Genomic DNA, 18,380 nt, shown 5'->3' with positions numbered 1-18,380 from the left:
GATTCTAATACATAAAACTGGTGATTTCATGGCAAAGAGAAAACAGGTTGGAAAGAGGGTCGAAGGCTGGAAGGCCAAGTCCTGGTTCAAGGTCTATGGCCCTGAATCCTTCGGCAAGATCTATATTGGCGACACGATCTCCGCCGACCCGTCCAAGGTGATGGGGCGCGTGATGCAGACCACGCTCGGCGAGATCTCACAGGACTATGCAAAGCAGCACATCAAGATGCGCTTTAAAGTGAACAGCGTGGCCGGCGACGCCGCATATACCGAGTTCGTCGGGCACGAGATCACCCGCGACTACATGCGCGGCCTCGTGAAGAGGAAGACCTCCAGGATCGACGCCATCATCCTTGTCCCGACAAAGGACAACAAGAAGGTGCGCCTCACCGTCACCTGCTTCACGATCAACCGGGCGAACGACTCCCAGGTGCACGCGATCCGGGGAGCGATCATGAAGACCGTCGCCGAGCAGGCGGCCCAGATGTCCTTCGAGGAGTTCTCCAAGATGGTCGTCGCCGGCGACCTCGCCAAGGAGGCCTTCAAGGTCGTCAAGGCGATCTTCCCGGTCCGCCGGGTCGAGATCATCAAGAGCAAGGTCGAGACGCCCGTCGTCATGGCCTTCTAACCCTCTTTTTTTCGCTTCTTCGCGTGCGTGTTTCGCCCTATTTTCTCGTGAGGAACTAACTTTCGGTGCCGGGGGGTCTCCTCATATGCGCCCTCGAAGAACCTTTTTTCGGTCTCCGTCTTTCCGGTCTGCCGACGGCAGATAGATAAGACTCATATGGCTTTGGTGCGAGAGTTTTACTGTTCATGGAGAGCGGGGTTCAGGACTGGCTCCACCAGTGTTCTCTCCCCAACGGCACCGATCTGCAGGAGCACACCCTGAAGACAGAGATGAATATCATCATCGGGGACCGCTGCTCAATCGATTACGGGCTGAAGGGTAAAGACGTCATCGTCTGTGAGTTCTGTACGCTGAACGGCAGCGTCGTCGCAGACGGCGACGTCAGGATCGATAACTGGTGCGAGATCAACGGGGATGTCATTGCCGGGGAGGACGCCTACCTCGGGGAGGGCGTAAAGATCCACGGGCGTCTGGTCGTCCGCGGTGACCTGGATATCGGGGACAAGGTGCAGATCGACCGGGGGTTTGAGGCGAAGGGCTGGATCTCGATCAGGAACCCGATGCCGGTGTTCATCTATCTCCTCCTGTACGTGATGACCCTCCTGAAGATCGACAACCCCGACGAGATCGATAGTGCCCTGGACGAACTTTTCGGCGAGGAGGACCCCGAGGACGAGACGCCGCTTGTCATCCCGCCGGGCTCGAGCCTTGACATGAAGGTCTTCTCGGTGCCGGCGGCGATGCGGATCGGGGAGCGGTGCCGTCTCCACGGGAATATCCGGGCGAATGCCGTGAGCGTCGGAGAATACACCACAATTTTTGGGAGTCTGCGGGCCGGCGGCCCCATCACGATCGGGCGGAAGGCCCAGGTCCACGGCAACGTCGAAGGCGGTGGGGAGGTGCGCGTGGCCCCTGCGGCCCATATTCTCGGGGACGTCGCCGGGCTCTCTCTTTCTCTCCACGAGGACGCCCTGGTGGAGGGGATGATCCGCGCACCGAACGGCGTGCGCATCGAGAGAGGAGAAGATACAGCATGAAAGCAGCAGAAATACTCGAACTTGAGAGCCTGACCTTTGTAGAACGATCGTTTGCCGACCTCGCGGACCCGGACTCGGCCCTACCGGCATTTTTCCGCCGGCCCGATGACGGAAAACTCCTGGTCGACGAGGATGAGGACCTGCTCGCCGTCGCCTTCCGGTGGGACGAGAAGTGGATCGTCGCGAACTATCTCTGCCACCCGGTGCACGAGGAGGCGATCGATTTCTTCGAGGAGACCGGGGGCGACCTCTTCATGGAGGAGCGGGAGGTCTGGGCCCGCGCCGTGCGGGAGTATTACAGCGAGGCGATCCGCACGGGCGTACGGCCGGCGATCGAGGATATCCCGCCGGACCGCCCGGAGAAGTGCGCCGATCTCTTAAAAGAGGTCTTCGGGCAGCAGAGCGGGGAACGGTGCCTGGACTGCTGCTGCGGGTCGGGGATCGGTTCGGCGGGCCTCCGTTCGATCGGGCTGAACCCGCTCGCCTTCGACCACGATCAGGCCCTGCTCTCTCTGGGGTTTGCGCAGGGGCGCCTGGACCCCTGCGAGACGGCCTGCATCGACGCCACGATGGCCTCGGCCTATTTCGACCCGGCACCGTATGGGGCGGCCCTGATGCTCGGGACGATCCACTCGTTCGACCGCGAGATCTGGGAGGGGATTGTCAGGGACTTCCTGGGTCTCTCAGAGCGTGCCCTGCTCACCGTCGCCACGAAAGAAGAGGTGGATCTGGTCAGGGAGTGGTGCGAGGAGGAGGGGCGCAGCCCTGAGGTCTGGGAGAACGAGCGCGACGCCGTTTATGACCGCTGGGTCTGCCTGACGTAAAAAATCAGAGTCCGGGATCGAACTTTCTGAGGCGGAGGAGCATCGCCTCTGCAGGCGGGAGGTCGGCGGCATTTCTGCCAAGAAAACCCCTCACGTCCTCTTCTCCCCTGAGCATTTTGCCGCGGTCGAGGCCGTCGCCCCGGATCTTCTGCAGGAACGACCACTGCATTTCCTGTTCTTCGCATTCACATGCCATGCCAGTATCCTCCGACGTTATTCAATTATACTCTCATTATAGTATATACATATTCCTATCGTTCTTTTTCTTCCATTTATGAAAATAATGTGATTTCACAGGGTTGTTGTTGGCCATTCGCCGGCGCGGACGATCGGGAGATCCGGGCGTATGGTGGGTATTTAAAGAATGGGGCTGCGCAAAATCACGGGACCTCCGGGCGCAACCGGGATCTTTTTAAATAGTGGTGCCCGGGATGCGATGTTCACTTTTAAAATATTCGGTCGATGGGTGGGGGTGCGTGGGCGCAGCACAAAAATCCAGAATACATACCGGCCACCTGTCCGCACCGCCGCCATTGGCGGGCCGTCCTGCAGAACGGTGCGGGGCGGCCGGCATACGGCGCCTTTTTCCGGGGTGTCGGCACCGGGAGAAATCTGGTTTTTCCCCCCTGGCGGCGGTGGGTCAGTGTTCGGTTTCCCGCACCGTGCAGTCGATCTCGGCCAGGATATCCAGGGGGTCGTCCTTCTCCCCGACGAGATCCTTGATCAGGAGCAGGCGCTCGACCCCGATGAAGTGCCTGGCCATCACCATCGCCAGGTCGGTGAGGTCGACATGGCCCTTCTGCCACCGCACCAGCCTCTGGCTGACCAGGAGGTCGAGCACCGGCTCGGTCGTTCCGACCATCACCGCCTCCATCCGGCGGATCTCGGCGCCGTCGCCCTTGCAGACGATGGCGTTTGCGGCGAACTCCTCTGAACTCTCCTCGACGCCGTAGACCGGGGCGACCTCCTCCATCTCGCCCTTCAGGAGGGCGATCGCCATCTCCTCCTCGGTCGCCTTCGAGGTCCGGGAGTAGGTCGCACCGGGTTCGGCCAGGATGACGACCTTGCCTTCGTCGTGGAAGTCCGGGCGCCCGGCGCGGCCGAGCATCTGGTTGAACTCCTGCACCGTGAGCCACTTGATCCCCATCGCGAGGGCGTCGAAGATCACCTGCGAAGCGGGAAAGTCCACGCCCGCCGCAAGCGCCGCCGTCGTGACCACGCAGGCGATCTTCTGCGAGGAGAAGAGGTCCTCGACCTGCCGGCGCTCCTGCGAGGTGAGCCCTGAATGATACGGGCGGGCAAGGTTCGCCCCGATAGCGTCAGCGAGGGTGTGGCAGCGGGCGCGGGCGTTGGTGAAGACGATCGTCTGCCCCCGGTATCCTTTCGAGGACCGGCGGGCGAACTCCTCGCGCACCATGGTGGTGATGAACTGGATCTTCTTTTTCTTCTCGGTGAAGATGAGGTGGCGCTCCAGCGGGACCGGGCGGCTGTCGTACCTGACCAGCCGCGCTCCCAGTTTGTGCGCCAGGGTGCTCGGGGCGCCGATCGTCGCCGAGAGGTAGAGGAACTGGGCGTTCGGGGAGGTGTACTTGATCCGGGCGATCAGCCCATCGAGGCGGTGGCCGCGCTCGGGCTCCTCCAGGTTCTGGACCTCGTCGATCACCACCGTCCCGATATCCTTCAGGTCCCGGCCGTTCCTGAAGACCGTGTCCAGGCCCTCGTAGGTGCCGACGACGATCTGCGCCCTGGTGCTCCGCTCCCCGACCGGCCTGGTTTCCGGGAGGTTGAGGCGGCTTGCGCCGACCTGGAGGGAAACCGTGGCGAGGTCCTTATACCGCTCCTTGAACCTGAGATATTTCTGGTTTGCAAGGGCAACGAGAGGGACCAGGAAGAGGAGGCGCCCCCGGCCTTCGAGGAGGTTTTTCATCCCGGCCATCTCGCCGATGAACGTCTTGCCGCTTGCCGTGGCTGAAACCACCAGGAGGTCTTCCCCTTCGAGGAGGCCGGCGTTGACGGCGAGCTGCTGCACCGGCGTGAGGTACTCCACCCCGGAAACCTTCGCGAACGCCGGCGGGACGTCCACCTGGGTGATGTGGCTGGTCTCGATCGGCTTCACTGCTTCGAGCCGGTCGAAGAGGGTCTGCCCCTTATCCCGCTGCTCTGGCTGGAGGAGGGCGAGCACCCGGTCCACGTCCCGGTACGACTCCAGCAGGGAGCGGACGTGCTGGACCGACCGGTCGCCGAACCGGCCGAGGTAGCCCATCTCCCGCCTGATCTCGCGCTCGGCGCACTCCAGGCAGATCCGCTCGCGCCCGAAGGTTGCGGCGTTTTTCTTGGAGAGGGCGGTGACCCGGTCCTCCAGGAGACAGATGCGGCAGAGGTCCACGGTGGAGGGCGTGATCTGGAAGTCGCCGAGAAACGCCAGCAGGGCCGGATCGGGCTTCGTGATCCTGACGTCGGCCTTGCGGAGGCGCTCGATCAACTTTTTCGTCGGGACGTTCTGGTAGTTGCGCCGGTTCGGCTGTTTCGTCTTCAGGTCGGTCGGGCGGTAGCCCCGGGCCGATTTCACCAGCTCGAAGACCCCGGTCTCCCGCACGCTCCTGCCGTCAAACATGAGGAGCTTATAGGCTCCTCTCTGCGGGGCGATGATGACCGTCATGGGAGGATCAGGTCATGGATCGTGTAGTTCAGCCCCGCACTCTCAAGCCGTTTGAGAAAATCGGTAAACTCTTCGTCGACGATGAGGATGGCGCACTCGACCCCGTGGAAGGCCGCCTCGATGACGCCTTCCCGCGAGCCGAAGGAGATGTCGGGCCGCCGGCCGACGGCGGCGAGCGCCACCGAGGCCTCGAGCCCGGCGATCCCGACCAGGCCGACCCCGGCAAGGACGCTGCGCAGCCCGTCAAGGTCAACTTTACGCGAACCGCCCCGTTCGATCCGCGGCACCTTGAGGACGTGCACCGTTCCTTCCGTGTGGTCGATGAGCCCGGCAAGGCGGGCGATCCCGACGTCCTGCCCCGTATCGGCGTCGGCGATCACCTCTCCCATTGCACTTCGCTCCTCTTTCGATGCATACAGCCAGCCCCCCTGCATATAGACGCCGACCTGGTCCCCGGCCTTCAGCGGCCCGGCGGCGATCGCCGGCCAGACCCGCACTTTCTGGATGACGTCGCGGGTGACGTGGCGGGCGTAGTTCTCCAGCACCTCGGCGTTGGTGAGCACCCACTCGATCCCCTCCTTCGTCACCTCGTAGCGGCCGCGGCCGTAGGCCGATACGTAGCCGTCGTCGGCGAGTTCGCGGATGTACTCGGAGACCGCCTGCGGGGTCACCCCCATCTTCGCAGCGATCTCCTGCTGCCTGATCGCGGGCTGGTGCTCGGCGACCTCGACCAGGATCTGGAACCGGGTTATCTCGCGTTTGCTCCGCAGCAGCACGGAAAGGGGGTCTTCACCTGGCATTGCCGACATGGACCAGTCCCTGCCCCTTCACATCGAGGTTTGGAATCCGCTTGGAGAGCGCCTTGATGACGAGGGGTGATACCTCAAACTTCCGTGCGATATCGGCGATGGACGTGTTCCCTGAATTCAGTTCGTCCTCCACATGGGACGCCAGCTTCTGCAGGTTCTCATCGGTCGAGAGGGAGATATAGATCAGGTCGGCGAGATCGATCATCGAGCACTGAAAATTCGCCCTGAAGGTCTTGTAAGTTGATCTGAACTCTTTGCTCGGCTTTTCGCCGGGTTTCGGCATCCGCCACTGCTCCTCGATGAGGTTGCCCTTCCTGAGGATGGAAAGGCATGAGGCGACGCAGGCGCTCTCGCACCGCTCTGCAAGCTCCTGTTCAGTCATCCAGTTCTTATCGAGCAGTTCGTAGAGCTGCTTGAATTTTGGATTGTTGAAGGTGAGGAGCAGAGGTACGAGTTCGACGGGATCGTTCACTATCCGAATATGGCCAGTCACGCAAAAACCCTATTTATATATCGCTCTATCACACAATAAGTTTTTGCAGGTCTTGAATGCAAAACAGAGGGAAAATCGTCATCCGCGGTATTGTGCAGGGGGTTGGATTCAGGCCGTTCGTCTATGCTCTCGCCGAGAAATACGCAATTTCGGGCTGGGTGAAGAACCTCGGGAGCCGGGTCGAGATCGCCGCTGCCGGTGCGCGCTTTTCTGATTTTTGCAGGGAGGTCTCGAAGGGGACGGTCCTCTCGACGATCGACGCCGTGGAGGTTTTCCCGCTGGACGGGGAGGTGGGACCGGGGTTTGTGATCCGGTCGAGCGGCGAGGGGTCGCTCGACGGGATGATCCCGCCTGACGTCGCCGTCTGCGACGATTGCATCAGGGACATTTTCACGCCGGGCGGGCGCTACGAGGGTTACTGGGCGACCTCGTGCGTGAACTGCGGCCCCCGCTACAGCATCATAAAAACCCTCCCGTACGACCGGGAGCGGACGGCGATGGACGCATTCCCGACCTGCACGGCCTGCGGGGCCGAGTACACTGATCCCGCCTGCCGCCGCCACCACGCCCAGACGATCGCCTGTGCGTCGTGCGGGCCGTCGCTCGCCCTCCTGGGGCCGGACGGGACTGAGACGGCGTGCGCCGACCCGGTCGCCGCTGCGGCGGCGATGCTCGACGCCGGGCAGATCCTCGCCGTCCGCGGGCTCGGGGGCTTCCACCTCGCCTGCACCGAAGAGGCGGCGGGGGTGCTGAAGGAACGCCTGGGTCGGCCCGAACAGCCCCTGGCGGTGATGGTGCGGGAGGACGCCGTCGAGCGGTACGCTTCCCCGACCGGGGAGGATTGGGGGGCGCTGCGGGACCGCGTGCACCCGATCGTGGTGATGGAGAAGCGTGACCCCGCCGGGAACAGGGGGATCTCCTCCCTCCACACGATCGGGGTGATGCTCCCGTACACCGGGCTCCACCACCTCCTCTTCGCCCGCCTTCGCCACGACCTCCTGGTGATGACCTCGGCGAACATGCCGGGGACGCCGATGATCACCGCCACCGCCGACGCCGTCGCCCGCCTCCACGGGACGGCGGATGCGTTTCTGGTGCATGACCGGGAGATCGTCAACCGCTGCGACGACTCGGTGGTGCGGGACGGGCATATCATCAGGCTCTCGCGGGGGATGGCGCCGATGCGGGCGGCGATCGATCTCGGGGGGCGCTGCATCCTGGGCGTCGGGCCTGAATTGAATGCCACGACGACGATCTACCGGAACGGGTTTGCGGTCACCTCGCCGCACGTGGGCAATGTCAGGAACCCGCAGACCCTCGCCTACCTGCAGGAGACGGTGGAGAAGATCGGGCGCCTCCTCGGGGCCTCGTTCGAGGTGATCGCCCACGACCTCCACCCGCAGTTCCTCTCGACCCGCTACGCCCGCGAACTGGCGGCTGAATGCGGCGCCGAACTCGTGGCGGTCCAGCACCACCGCGCCCATATCGCCGCCGCCACACGGGAGGAGTGCGTGGGGATCGCCATCGACGGCGTGGGTTACGGCGACGACGGGACGATCTGGGGCGGCGAGGTCTTTGCCGGGGCGGCGCCGCACCTCGAACGGGTCGCCCACCTCCAGACGGTGGCGATGCCGGGCGGCGACCTGGCGACCCGGTACCCCGAACGGATGCTCTACGGCATCCTGCCGGAGGAGGAGACGCTGCGCCTGCTCGTCGCCCGCGGCATGGGCGAGGTCGAGGCGGGCGTGCTCGCCAGGCAGGTGGAGCGGGGGGTGAACGTGGCGCGGACCAGCAGCACCGGACGGGTGCTCGACGCCGCCGCCGCCCTGCTCGGGATCTGCCGGGAGCGGACCTACGACGGCGAACCGGCGATGAAGCTGGAATCGGCGGCGCACGGGGTGCGGGCGGAGGACTGGGACCTCGAATATGGGCGGGAGGGGAACTGCCGGACCCTGCAGACCGCCGCACTCTTGAAACGGGCCGCGGCCGAGCGGGCGGCGGGGAGGGACGTGCGCGGGATCGCCGCCTCGGTGCAGCACAACCTCGCCCGCGGCGTGGCGGCCCTTGCGATCGACGCCGCCGCCGAGCGCGGGATAAAAACGGTCGCCCTCTCCGGCGGCGTCGCCTACAACGCGGCGATAAGGGAGACGATCCGCCGGTGCGTCGAGGATGCGGGCTTCTCCCTCCTGGTCAACCGCCGCTACCCCCTCGGGGACGGGTGCATCTCTTTGGGGCAGTGCGTCTTTGCGGCGGCTGAACTCGATGAAAGATAACCCTATTGGGAGGGAGAGAAAGAATCTCACTCCTGCATGACCGAACTCGTCTCCCATTACCGCGTCGAGGGCGGGACGACCCTCGTCGAAATGACGCTCTCATCGGTCGCCCAGTTCTTCAACTCCTTCGATCCGGCCCCTTTCTACGAGAAAGAACTCGATAGGGACGCCGTGGACTACATCCTCGCCGCCGTCTCTGACCTGCCCCCGGAGACGCCGATGAAGATCGTCATCTATCTCCCGCCCGCCTCTGCAACAGAGGAGAACGCCCGCATGATGGAGCGGGCGGTCAGGGCGCATTTTACCTATCTCGTCAGAAACGGCAATCGGCAGATGCGGCTGCGGTTCCGGGAGGGGCGGATCAATATGGCGATCGGTCTCCTCTTCCTCTTTGTCTGCCTCTCTGCGCACCATTTTCTCACTCCCTGGACGGCGAACGGGTTTGCCGCCGTGATCAGGGAGAGCTTCATCATCATCGGGTGGGTCGCCCTCTGGGAACCGGTGCAGTTTTTCCTGTACGGCTGGCACCCGGCGCGGCGGATGCGCCTGGTCTACCTGAAGGTGATCGGGATGCCGGTCGAGGTCCGGGCGGTCGCCGGGGATTCAGTGCATCCGTGACATCGCTTCCCGGTGGTGGAGGTTGTGGAGAAAGGTTTGAATGGCCCGCTTCTGTTTTTCGAGGGTGCGGCGGTCGCTCTTCAACCGGTCGAGTTCCTCGTCGACGATGGTGTTCACCCGGTCGAGCCATGAGGCGGCATACTCGCTCATGCCGCCGTTCTGAAAGGTCTGGATCTCGTCGAAGACCGTTTCGAAAAAGCAGAATTTGTCAGAGAAGAGGTCGCTCACCGCCGTCCTGATCCGGTCCCGCATCAGGTAGCGCATCGAGAGCGGGCCGTACCAGACCCGCCCGACCGGTTCGCCGTCCTCGTCGAAGCCGGCGCAGGTCCGGGCCGAGGGCATGCCCGAAAAACCGTACCTGGCGGCGAGCATCCGGTTCACCTCCAGGAGGGCGGCGCGGTCGGTTGCGAGGGTGCGGAGCGAGTAGCGGTCCCGCGGGACGATCAGGAATTCCACCGAGGTCGGGTCGGCGGTTTTTCTGGTGAGGATCCGAAACGAGGGGAGGGAACCGGCATCGGGATGAAAACAGGTGCGCCCGGCATAGTCGAGCACCACCGGGGGCTCTCCCCGGGCCGTGAGGTCCCGGGCGCGGGAGGTGGCGAAGGTGGTCTTGACGGCGCCGGCAAGGGTGTGGAGTGTGCAGGAAAGATCATATTGCGTTGGCCGCGACGGGTAGCGGTGCGGCACGGAAAACCAGAGATCAATCCAGGTTTTATGAAAAATATGCTGTTCAACAGGTGATACCATGACGTCCCCCTGGAGTGGTGCACGCGGGGGAAAATAAATTTTTTTGTGGCGATCATCCATAAAATTTCAGGGATATAAATTCTTTTACCTTGAAATCTGGATTTTTGCGTGTATGTTTGCGATTATGTGAATATTCATCTGCCTGTCTGACGCCTGCCCGGCAGATATTTGCCTGACCGGGACGATCCCCCTCCATGCATGTGCTTGCCATCGGGGCGCACCCTGACGACCCCGAGATCGGGTGCGGCGGGAGCCTGGCCCTCCATGCGGCCGCCGGCGACCGGGTGACGGTGCTCTACGCTACCGCCGGGGAGGCCGGGGCGCTGGGCGTCCCTGAAGACGAAACGGCCGCACGGCGCCGGGCCGAGGCCGCGGGGGCGTGCGCCGTCCTGGGGGCGGAGGCGCCGGTCTTCCTGGACTTTCCCGACGGGCGCCTCGCCTATGCGGGCTATACCCTGGTCGCCGCCCTCGGCCGCGCCGTCAGGGAGGTGCGCCCGGCGATCGTCTATGTCCACCACCCGGGCGATGCCCACCCTGACCATGCCGCCCTTGCCGCGGCGGCGATCGACGCCGTCAGGCGGGCCGGGACGCCCCATTTCCCCGACCTCGGCGAGACTCCGCACCTGGTGGGAGAGATCCGTCTCTACGAGGTCTGGACGCCGCTGTCGGAACCGGCGACGGCGACCGACATCACCGGCTTTGCCGGGAAAAAAGGGGAGGCGATCCGCTGCCACGCCTCGCAGTGCCGGGTGCACGCCTACGACGAGATCGCCCTGGGGCTGAACCGCTACCGGAGCCTCCTCGTGCCGGGGAGCCGGTATGCCGAGGCCTTCGGGGCGGCGCGGCCGCGGTGGTGATACGGAAGGGGCCTTCTCTTCACCGCACGAAGGCGTTTCTTCCGGCAAAGGTGAGGCTGCTCCCCGCTTCTTCCTCTATCCTGAGCAACTGGTTGTATTTCTCCACGCGCTCGCCGCGGGCCGGGGCCCCGGTCTTGAGGTGTCCGGTGCCGAGGGCGACGCAGAGGTCGGCGATGAAGGTGTCCACCGTTTCTCCGCTCCGGTGCGAGACCATCGCCCCCCACCCGTTGCCCTGTGCAAGGTCGACGGCCGCAACCGTCTCGGTCACCGTCCCGATCTGGTTGGGCTTAATGAGCACGGCGTTTGCCGCCCCCTGCCTGATCCCTTCCTGGATCCTGGCGACATTTGTGACGAAGAGGTCGTCGCCGACCAGTTCGAGGTGGTCGCCGAGACGTGCGGTCAGCATCTGCCACCCGTCCCAGTCGTCCTCGGCAAGTCCGTCCTCGATGACGATGATCGGGTATGCGGCGGCAAGGTCGGCGTAATAGTCCACCATCTCGCCGGCGGAGAGCGACCGTCCCTCGGTCTTCAGGCGGTAGGCGCCATCCTCAAAAAAGCCGCTCGATGCCGGGTCGAGGGCGAGGCCGATCTCGGCGCCGGGGCGGTAGCCTGCGGCCTCGATCGCCTCGACGATCAGGTCGAGGGGTTCGCGGTTGGACCCGACCGCCGGGGCAAACCCGCCCTCGTCCCCGACGCCGGTGTGGTGCCCCTTTGCGGCAAGGATCGACCTGAGGGCATGATAGGTCTCGGAACCGTAGCGGAGGGCTTCCCTGAAGGTGGGCGCCCCGTACGGGACGATCATGTACTCCTGAAAATCGGCGCCCTGCCAGTGGGCGTGCACGCCGCCGTTGAGGATGTTCATCATCGGCACCGGCATCGAGGCCCTGCCCGCGGGCGCTTCAAGGGAGCGCCAGAGGGGGAGGCCCTTTGCCGCCGCCGCCGCCCGCGCCGCCGCGATCGAGACGGCGAGGATCGTGTTGGCGCCGAGGCGGGATTTCGTCTCGGTGCCGTCGAGGGCGATGAGGCGGCGGTCGAGTTCTTCCTGCACCGCGGCGTCCGCCCCGGCCAGACCGGCGGCGATCTCGTTGTTCACCAGGCTGACGGCGTTGAGGACGCCTTTCCCGCGGTACCTCGTCGGTTCTCCGTCCCTGAGTTCCCATGCCTCGTGGATGCCGGTCGATGCTCCTGATGGAGCGGCGGCGCGGGCGCATACCCCGCATGCAAGGCGCATCTCTACCTCGATCGTCGGATTTCCCCGCGAATCCAGGATCTCTCTCCCGTGAAGGGCTGCAATCTCTGTGCTGGACATCTGTGTTCACCTCGTTGTGGTCTGATCGCTCTCCGTGACGATCGCCAGGGCCTGTTTTAAGCGGCCGATCTCCTCTGCCGTCTCCTCGATCTCTTCCCGCCGCCGTTCGGAGGCGGCGCGTATCGCCCCTCCGGTGACCTGGATCGCCTCGTCCAGGTCGGTTTCCCTGTCTTCGCGGAACCGCCTGAAGGCGGCGTCGATGTTCTGGAGCGTGGCCCAGCGGAGGTTCTCGACGTTGTGCAGGACAAGGCTTTCGATCTGCCTGGAGAGGCGCTCCCTGATCCGCCGCTCCCGCATGCCGCGGGGGAGGGCGCGCTCGATGAGGTCGGCGGCGACCGGGGAGAGGACGCTGCTCCAGTGTTTCCGCGAAACCCAGAAGGGCTCGCGTTCGATGACGTAGACCTCGCCCTTCGGGCGGTCGGGGTACGGGAGGGCGAAGAGGGCGGCGGCCTCCCTGCGCACCGTCTCGACGAGATCGTCGATCCGGTCGCGGTGGCGTTGCAGTCTGGCAGCGAGTTCCCGGTCGACCGCGGCGGTGGTCTCCCCGAGGAGGCCGGCGAAGTAGTCCGGGATGAACGCCGCAAGAGCGTCTGCGGCGGCTTTTTCGTCGAGATCAGGCGAGGCTTCGGCGGCGACCGCCACCAGGTGCGCCGTGGCGGTGGTGCGGAGGCGTTCGGCCTCGGCCTCCAGGAATGCGGTCACCCGGCGGCGGTCGCCCTCGACCCCATCGGTGATCTCCTGCCGCCTCTCTTCGGCCTCCCGGATCGTCGCCTCAAAGAGACGGCGTTTCTCTTCGAGGTCTTCGAGGGGGATCTCCCGCGCCCGCAGGGCCAGTTCGATCTGGAACTGCAGTTCAGCCAGGACCTCGCGGGCCCGCCGCCCCATCGCTTCACGGAGGACGTCCTGCTTTTCGTGCACGAGAAAGGCGACGAGGTGGTCGAGGACGGCGCCAAGCCCGCTCTGCCGCCATGCCTCCTCGTCACCGGACTGCCGCGCCCGCAGGGCGGTTCTGGCCGAGACCGGAAAAATCGTCACGTCACCGCCGATCTCCGCGGCGAGTACGCCCCGGAGGAAGGAGACGGCGGTCTCCTGCTCCTCGGGGGTGAGGTAGTCGACCTTGTTGAGGAGGAAGAAGAGGCGGGAGATCGTGCCCTGCACCTCGCGGAGGAAGGCGACCTCGGCCTCGGTGATCGGCGGGTCGGCCGAGACCATGAAGAGGGCGGCGTCGCACCTGGAGAGGAAATTGAGCGTCATCTCGGTGTTGTGGCGGTGAGTGGAGCCGATACCCGGGGTGTCGATGAGCACGACGTCCCTGAGCAGAGGGGCCGGGTGCGTGATCTCGACATACGAGACTCTCTTCTCGTTCCTGGGGTTGCGGTCTTCGGCGACGTAATCGAGGAGGGCCTGCTTCATCTCGCCGGCGCTCCCGGCCCGGACGACCCGGTCCGCTGTCTTGTCCAGGAAACAAACCCGCACCGAACGTCCGTCCCCGTGGACGATGAAGGTCGGGACGGCGGTCAGCGGGATCACCGAACTGGGCAGGACGTCCTCGCCGATGAGGGCGTTTAAGAGGGTGCTCTTGCCCCGCTTGAACTGCCCGAGGACGGCCAGGTGAAACCGTCCTGCGGCCATGCGGCTGGCGAGGGTGAGGAGGCGCTTCTCGTATGGGGCATAGGCGGGCCCGAGATCCCTGACGCGGCTGATGGCGGCGTCAAGCTGGTCGGGGCGGTGTGACGGCGGCTGCATGATACTTCTCCGATGCGCGGGAAAAGCAGGAGTTATCAGCACAAAAGGCGGTTTTAAGGTGAACTCCATCACCTGACTGCAGGAACATATGCCCGCCGGCTACATTAACTCTTTGCCGGGGGGCGATACGCATAGAGAGCTGATCGGATCCTCTACTTGACGATCAGCACCGGGCAGGCGGCGAGCTGGGCGACCTTCTGGCTGACGCTCCCCTGGACCACCCCTTTGAGGGCGCCAAGCCCGCGGCTCCCGATCACGATCAGGTCGGCGCCGATCCGCCCGGCGGTCGCGAGGATCTCCGCTGCGGGATCGCCCATCCCGACCTCCAGGGTGTACCGGACACCTGTTTTCTCGATGAGGTCGAGGATCGGGGCGGCGATCGAGCGGGCGTCATCCTCGAGGACGGCGTGGACGTCGAAGTTCGCCTTCATGATCCTGGACTGGGCCGGGGTCGCGGCGGCGACGTAGACCACGGCGAGGGACGATCCTGCGAGGTCGTGGACGAGGCCGGCGGCGGTCGCGGCCGCACGGCGGGAGTTTTCCGAACCGTCTATTGCAAGAAGAACTGTATGAAACATGAGAACCTCCAGAGGGCCGGTCGGCGTCGGCGCGGCCTATCAGTTCTATAGAGGGATATCGCACCTTAAATCCGTGCCGGAGCGCCCGGCCGGCGGTGCGGGATAGATTCAAAAAGATGGGCGCCGAAGAGTACTGCAACCTATGGTGACCGGGCGCTCCCGGCCCGGCCCCCCCTCTCCTGAACCAGAAATAATGAGGAACTGCTGTGAATTTTACGATATCTCCTGATTTTGGCGCGCTGAAAAAGACGTGGCTCTCCAATATCCGCGGGGACACCCTGGCCGGGATGACCGTGGCCCTCGCCCTGATCCCGGAGGCGATCGCCTTCTCGATCATCGCCGGCGTCGACCCGATGGTCGGGCTCTACGCCTCCTTCTGCATCGCCGTGGTCATCGCCTTCGCCGGCGGACGCCCGGGCATGATCTCGGGGGCCACCGGCTCGATGGCCCTGATCATGGTCGTCCTGGTCCGCGACTACGGTCTCGAATACCTGCTGGCGGCGACCGTCCTGACCGGGTTCATCCAGCTCGTTCTCGGCCTCTTAAACGTCGGACGGTTCATAAAGTTCATCCCGTACTCGGTCGTGCTCGGCTTTGTCAACGCCCTGGCCATCCTGATCTTCATCGCCCAGCTCCCCTTCCTCATCGGGGCGCCGCCGGCCGTCTATGCCCTGGTGGCGGCGACCCTCGCCATCGTCGTTCTCCTCCCCCGCCTGACGAAGGCCGTCCCGCCCGCGCTCGTCGCCATCGTGGCGGTGACCGCCGCCGCCGCCGCCCTCCACCTCGACGTCCTCACCGTCGGGGGCATGGGCGAGATCACGCGCGCCCTCCCGGTCTTTCACCTGCCGGTCGTCCCGCTGACCCTCGACACCCTCCTCATCATCCTCCCGTACTCGGCAACCCTGGTCATCGTCGGGCTCATCGAGTCCCTCCTCACTGCCTCGATCATCGACGAGATGACCGATACGCAGAGCGACAACGACCGCGAGGTGCGGGGGCAGGGGATCGCAAACTGTGTCGCCGGTCTCTTCGGCGGCATGGCCGGGTGCGCCATGATCGGCCAGTCGGTGATCAACGTCAGGTCGGGCGGGTCAGGGCGCCTCTCTTCCCTCGTCGCCGGTCTCTTCCTGATCTTCCTGATCATCGTCCTGGGTGATATCGTCGCCATGATCCCGATGGCCGCCCTGGTCGGTGTGATGATCATGGTCGCCGTCGGCACCTTTGAGTGGCAGTCGGTCCGCGACCTGCCCAGGATCCCGCGGGGCGACGCCGCCGTGATGCTCCTCACCGTCGCCATCGTCGTCGCCACGCACGACCTGGCAAAAGGCGTCATCGCCGGGGTCGTCCTCGCCGCCCTCATCTTCGGCTGGAAGATCTCGGTCATCTCGGCGACGAAAAGGCTGCGGGAGGACGGCGCGATGGTCTATACGATGAAGGGCCAGCTCTTCTTCGGGACGATGTCGGCCTTCATGGACCTCTTCGACTACGCCGGCGACCCGGCGCGGGTGCGGATCGACTTCTCGAACTCGCATATCTGGGACCAGTCAGGGGTCGAGGCGATCACGCGGGTGGTCCACCGCTACCAGCAGCACGGGAAATCGGTCTATGTCACCGGGCTGAACGAGGAGAGTCAGGCGACGCTCGACCGGGGATTCTCCTCTGAGGGATAGCCCCCGCACCTTTATATAGATCCCCTGCACAGAGAGATCAGGAGATGAACGGGGTGCGGGAGAGGGACGGCGCGGAAAGTGCCATCGAGGCCGCCGACCTGAGAAAGACCTTCAACGGCTTTGCTGCGGTCGACGGCGTCTCGTTCTCGGTGCGTGAAGGCGAGGTCTTCGGGTTCCTCGGCCCGAACGGCGCCGGCAAGACGACGACGGTCAGAATGCTTACCGGGGTGATCAGGCCCGACGGCGGGTCGGCCCGGATCCTGGGCCACGATATCGTCAGGGCGCCGGTGCAGGCGAAACAGCGCTTCGGCGTCGTCCCGGAGACCACAAACGCCTATGCAGACCTCACCGCCTGGCAGAATCTGATGCTCGTCGCCGGGCTCTACGGCCTCGATCGCTCCAGGGCCGGAGAGCGGGCGGCGGCGCTTCTTGCGGCCCTTGGCCTCTCCGGCCGGCAGGACGACCGGGTGCAGGGGTTCTCGAAGGGGATGAAACAGCGGCTCATCCTTGCGATGGCTCTCCTGCACGAGCCTGAACTCCTCTTTCTCGACGAACCGACGAGTGGGCTCGACGTCCAGAGCACGCACCTGATCCTGGAGATGCTCCGCGACCTCAACGCCGCCGGGACGACGATCTTCCTCACCACCCATAACATGGAGGAGGCGAACAGCCTCTGCGACCGGGTGGCGATCATGCGCAAAGGCCGTATCGTCGCCCTCGACGCCCCGGAACGCCTGAAGATGGCGATCGAGCGTCTCCACACCGTCGAGGTGAGTTTCGACGGTCAGGTGGAGGCGGGCGCCCTTGCCGCCCTCTCCGGGATCGTCTCTGCCGACCGGGAAGGGGACCGGTGGGTAATCGCAACCGGTGACGTGGACGCCGTCGTCCGCGCCCTCGTCGGGTTTGCCGGGGGGGAGGGTCTGCGGATCGTGCGCCTGAACACCCCGGCGCCGACCCTGGACGAGGCATTCCTGAGACTGACGGAGGGGACGCGATGAACCCGGAGCACCCGTTCGAGCAGATGCGCCGCGCCCTTGCGATCACACAAAAGGACATCAGGATCTACTACGCGAAGGGGCCGGTGGTGATCTTCGGGCTTTTCATGCCGTTCTTCCTCTTCCTCGCCTTCGCCGTCGGCAACCGGGGGCTCTCGGTTCCGTTTCTCGTCTCGGGCCTCCTGGCGATGACCCTCTTCTTCACCGCCACCGCCGTATCGCCGGTGATCCAGCCCTGGGAGGCGCAGGCAAGGACCCTGGAGCGCCTGCTCGCCGTCCCTATCACGATGCGGACGCTCGTCGCCGGGGATATGCTGGCGTCGCTCGTCTTCACCCTCATTATCGCCGTCGTTCCTGTCGGGATCGGGTGCGCCGCCGGGGCCTCGCCGCTCCACCCGCTCCCCCTCCTCGCCGGGATCGTCCTCGGGGCCGTCTGCTTCTCAGCGTTCGGCCTCCTCCTCTCGACGCCGCCGACGAACACCCCCTCGAACGTCATGATGCTCTCGTCCCTGGTGAAGTTCCCGCTCATCTTCATCAGCGGCGTCTTCGTCCCGGTGGAGGAACTCCCGCTCTGGGGACAGGCTCTGGCCGTATGCTCGCCGCTCACCTATTTCACCGATATCGCCCGCTACGCCCTCATGGGCACCCACACCTTCCCGGTCTTCGTGGACCTTGTCGCCCTGGCCGGGTTCGCCCTCCTCTTTGGTGCGGTCGCCATGGCCCTGCACGAGCGCACGGTCGGGGGGCGGATCTGATTCAGGTGCGGGGCGGCGCCCACCGCTCGCCCTCATCGGTGAGGCGGTAGATGATCCAGTTGCCCTGCTGCTCGCCCTGGATCAGTCCGGCCTTTTTCAGCACCGAGAGGTGGTAGGAGAGTTTTGAGTCGGCAATTTCGAGCACCGCCTTGATCACGCAGACGCAGAGGGGCTGGACGGCGAGCATGGCGAGGATCTTCTGGCGGAAGGGGTCGGCGAGCGCCCGGTGGACGGCGCACGCCGCCGCGATCGCGGCCTCGGTTGGCAGACGCTCGACCAGTCCATCGATGCCGCCGCACCGGCAGAGCGACGCTTCGATCTGCTCGGGGAGCGCCATGCACTCTTCTCTGCACCTCTCGTTCTCTTCCATCGGGGACGTACC

At 64.9% G+C, this 18,380-nt stretch carries 18 protein-coding genes and 1 riboswitch; of the genes, 9 read left to right on the top strand and 9 right to left on the bottom strand.

The features are described from left to right. Nucleotides 1-28 precede the first annotated feature (28 nt). From HWN36_RS07345 to HWN36_RS07335, 3 genes are all read left to right on the top strand, one after another. Entirely contained in the window at nt 29-628 is a 600-nt protein-coding gene (locus HWN36_RS07345) for a 30S ribosomal protein S3ae (protein WP_176788754.1), read from the top strand. Between the two features lie 185 nt (nt 629-813). Continuing rightward, nucleotides 814-1,665, top strand: coding sequence for a polymer-forming cytoskeletal protein (locus HWN36_RS07340; RefSeq protein WP_176788753.1), 852 nt, complete (start codon nt 814-816; stop codon nt 1,663-1,665). Continuing rightward, nucleotides 1,662-2,489: a class I SAM-dependent methyltransferase gene (locus HWN36_RS07335; protein ID WP_176788752.1), complete on the top strand. Its 828-nt coding sequence runs from the start codon at nt 1,662-1,664 to the stop codon at nt 2,487-2,489. The genes HWN36_RS07340 and HWN36_RS07335 overlap by 4 nt, the downstream gene beginning before the upstream one ends. Before the next feature lie 4 nt (nt 2,490-2,493). On the opposite strand, the gene HWN36_RS07330 is transcribed toward HWN36_RS07335, so the two are convergent. From HWN36_RS07330 to HWN36_RS07315, 4 genes are all read right to left on the bottom strand, one after another. Further along, nucleotides 2,494-2,685 (bottom strand): hypothetical protein, encoded by a 192-nt coding sequence (locus HWN36_RS07330; protein ID WP_176788751.1) that lies wholly within the window; start codon nt 2,683-2,685, stop codon nt 2,494-2,496. 444 nt (nt 2,686-3,129) lie between these two features. Next, a complete protein-coding gene (locus tag HWN36_RS07325) occupies nt 3,130-5,148 on the bottom strand; it encodes a DEAD/DEAH box helicase (protein WP_176788750.1) in 2,019 nt (672 codons plus the stop codon). Beyond that, nucleotides 5,145-5,957 carry a DUF7839 domain-containing protein gene (locus HWN36_RS07320; RefSeq protein ID WP_176788749.1) on the bottom strand — a complete coding sequence of 271 codons (813 nt, stop codon included), beginning with the start codon at nt 5,955-5,957 and terminating at the stop codon, nt 5,145-5,147. The genes HWN36_RS07325 and HWN36_RS07320 overlap by 4 nt, the downstream gene beginning before the upstream one ends. Then, nucleotides 5,938-6,450, bottom strand: a complete 513-nt coding sequence (locus HWN36_RS07315) for an ArsR family transcriptional regulator (RefSeq protein ID WP_176788748.1) — start codon at nt 6,448-6,450, stop codon at nt 5,938-5,940. The genes HWN36_RS07320 and HWN36_RS07315 overlap by 20 nt, the downstream gene beginning before the upstream one ends. A gap of 56 nt (nt 6,451-6,506) precedes the next feature. Between HWN36_RS07315 and hypF the strand changes: the two genes are divergently transcribed. Together hypF and HWN36_RS07305 are read left to right on the top strand one after the other, a co-directional pair. Then, the gene (gene hypF, locus HWN36_RS07310) at nt 6,507-8,723 is read left to right on the top strand and encodes a carbamoyltransferase HypF (protein ID WP_176788747.1); all 2,217 of its coding nucleotides are present in this window, start codon (nt 6,507-6,509) and stop codon (nt 8,721-8,723) included. 36 nt (nt 8,724-8,759) lie between these two features. Beyond that, nucleotides 8,760-9,341: a hypothetical protein gene (locus HWN36_RS07305; RefSeq protein WP_176788746.1), complete on the top strand. Its 582-nt coding sequence runs from the start codon at nt 8,760-8,762 to the stop codon at nt 9,339-9,341. Here HWN36_RS07305 and HWN36_RS07300 read toward each other — a convergent pair. After that, the gene (locus HWN36_RS07300) at nt 9,327-10,088 is read right to left on the bottom strand and encodes a hypothetical protein (RefSeq protein ID WP_176788745.1); all 762 of its coding nucleotides are present in this window, start codon (nt 10,086-10,088) and stop codon (nt 9,327-9,329) included. The genes HWN36_RS07305 and HWN36_RS07300 overlap by 15 nt on opposite strands. 194 nt (nt 10,089-10,282) lie before the next feature. Here HWN36_RS07300 and HWN36_RS07295 point away from each other — a divergent pair, with 194 nt between their 5' ends. Further along, nucleotides 10,283-10,945, top strand: coding sequence for a PIG-L deacetylase family protein (locus HWN36_RS07295; RefSeq protein WP_176788744.1), 663 nt, complete (start codon nt 10,283-10,285; stop codon nt 10,943-10,945). Nucleotides 10,946-10,964: 19 nt separating this feature from the next. Here HWN36_RS07295 and eno read toward each other — a convergent pair whose 3' ends face one another. From eno to HWN36_RS07280, 3 genes are all read right to left on the bottom strand, one after another. Beyond that, nucleotides 10,965-12,254 (bottom strand): phosphopyruvate hydratase, encoded by a 1,290-nt coding sequence (gene eno, locus HWN36_RS07290; RefSeq protein WP_176788743.1) that lies wholly within the window; start codon nt 12,252-12,254, stop codon nt 10,965-10,967. A gap of 6 nt (nt 12,255-12,260) precedes the next feature. Next, complete coding sequence (locus tag HWN36_RS07285) at nt 12,261-14,000, bottom strand: dynamin family protein (RefSeq protein WP_176788742.1); 1,740 nt, start codon at nt 13,998-14,000, stop codon at nt 12,261-12,263. Between the two features lie 19 nt (nt 14,001-14,019). Further along, nucleotides 14,020-14,082, bottom strand: a riboswitch (Fluoride riboswitch). 70 nt (nt 14,083-14,152) lie between these two features. Continuing rightward, a complete protein-coding gene (locus HWN36_RS07280) occupies nt 14,153-14,578 on the bottom strand; it encodes a universal stress protein (protein ID WP_176788741.1) in 426 nt (141 codons plus the stop codon). 206 nt (nt 14,579-14,784) lie between these two features. On the opposite strand from HWN36_RS07280, the gene HWN36_RS07275 reads away from it, so the two are divergent. The 3 genes from HWN36_RS07275 to HWN36_RS07265 are packed head-to-tail and all read left to right on the top strand — an operon-like array spanning nt 14,785 to nt 17,998. Beyond that, entirely contained in the window at nt 14,785-16,248 is a 1,464-nt protein-coding gene (locus HWN36_RS07275; RefSeq protein WP_343044951.1) for a SulP family inorganic anion transporter, read from the top strand. 44 nt (nt 16,249-16,292) lie between these two features. Beyond that, entirely contained in the window at nt 16,293-17,246 is a 954-nt protein-coding gene (locus tag HWN36_RS07270; protein ID WP_176788740.1) for an ABC transporter ATP-binding protein, read from the top strand. Then, on the top strand, nt 17,243-17,998 hold the full coding sequence (locus HWN36_RS07265; RefSeq protein WP_176788739.1) for an ABC transporter permease: 756 nt from the start codon (nt 17,243-17,245) through the stop codon (nt 17,996-17,998). The genes HWN36_RS07270 and HWN36_RS07265 overlap by 4 nt, the downstream gene beginning before the upstream one ends. 1 nt (nt 17,999) lies before the next feature. Here the strand turns inward: HWN36_RS07265 and HWN36_RS07260 are convergent, their stop codons facing one another. Beyond that, a complete protein-coding gene (locus tag HWN36_RS07260) occupies nt 18,000-18,368 on the bottom strand; it encodes an ArsR/SmtB family transcription factor (protein ID WP_176788738.1) in 369 nt (122 codons plus the stop codon). Nucleotides 18,369-18,380: the final 12 nt, after the last annotated feature.

This window comes from Methanofollis tationis, assembly GCF_013377755.1.
Lineage (GTDB): Archaea > Halobacteriota > Methanomicrobia > Methanomicrobiales > Methanofollaceae > Methanofollis > Methanofollis tationis.
Note: the sequence above shows the minus strand (reverse complement) of the source record. Positions and strands in the feature narration are given on the sequence as shown.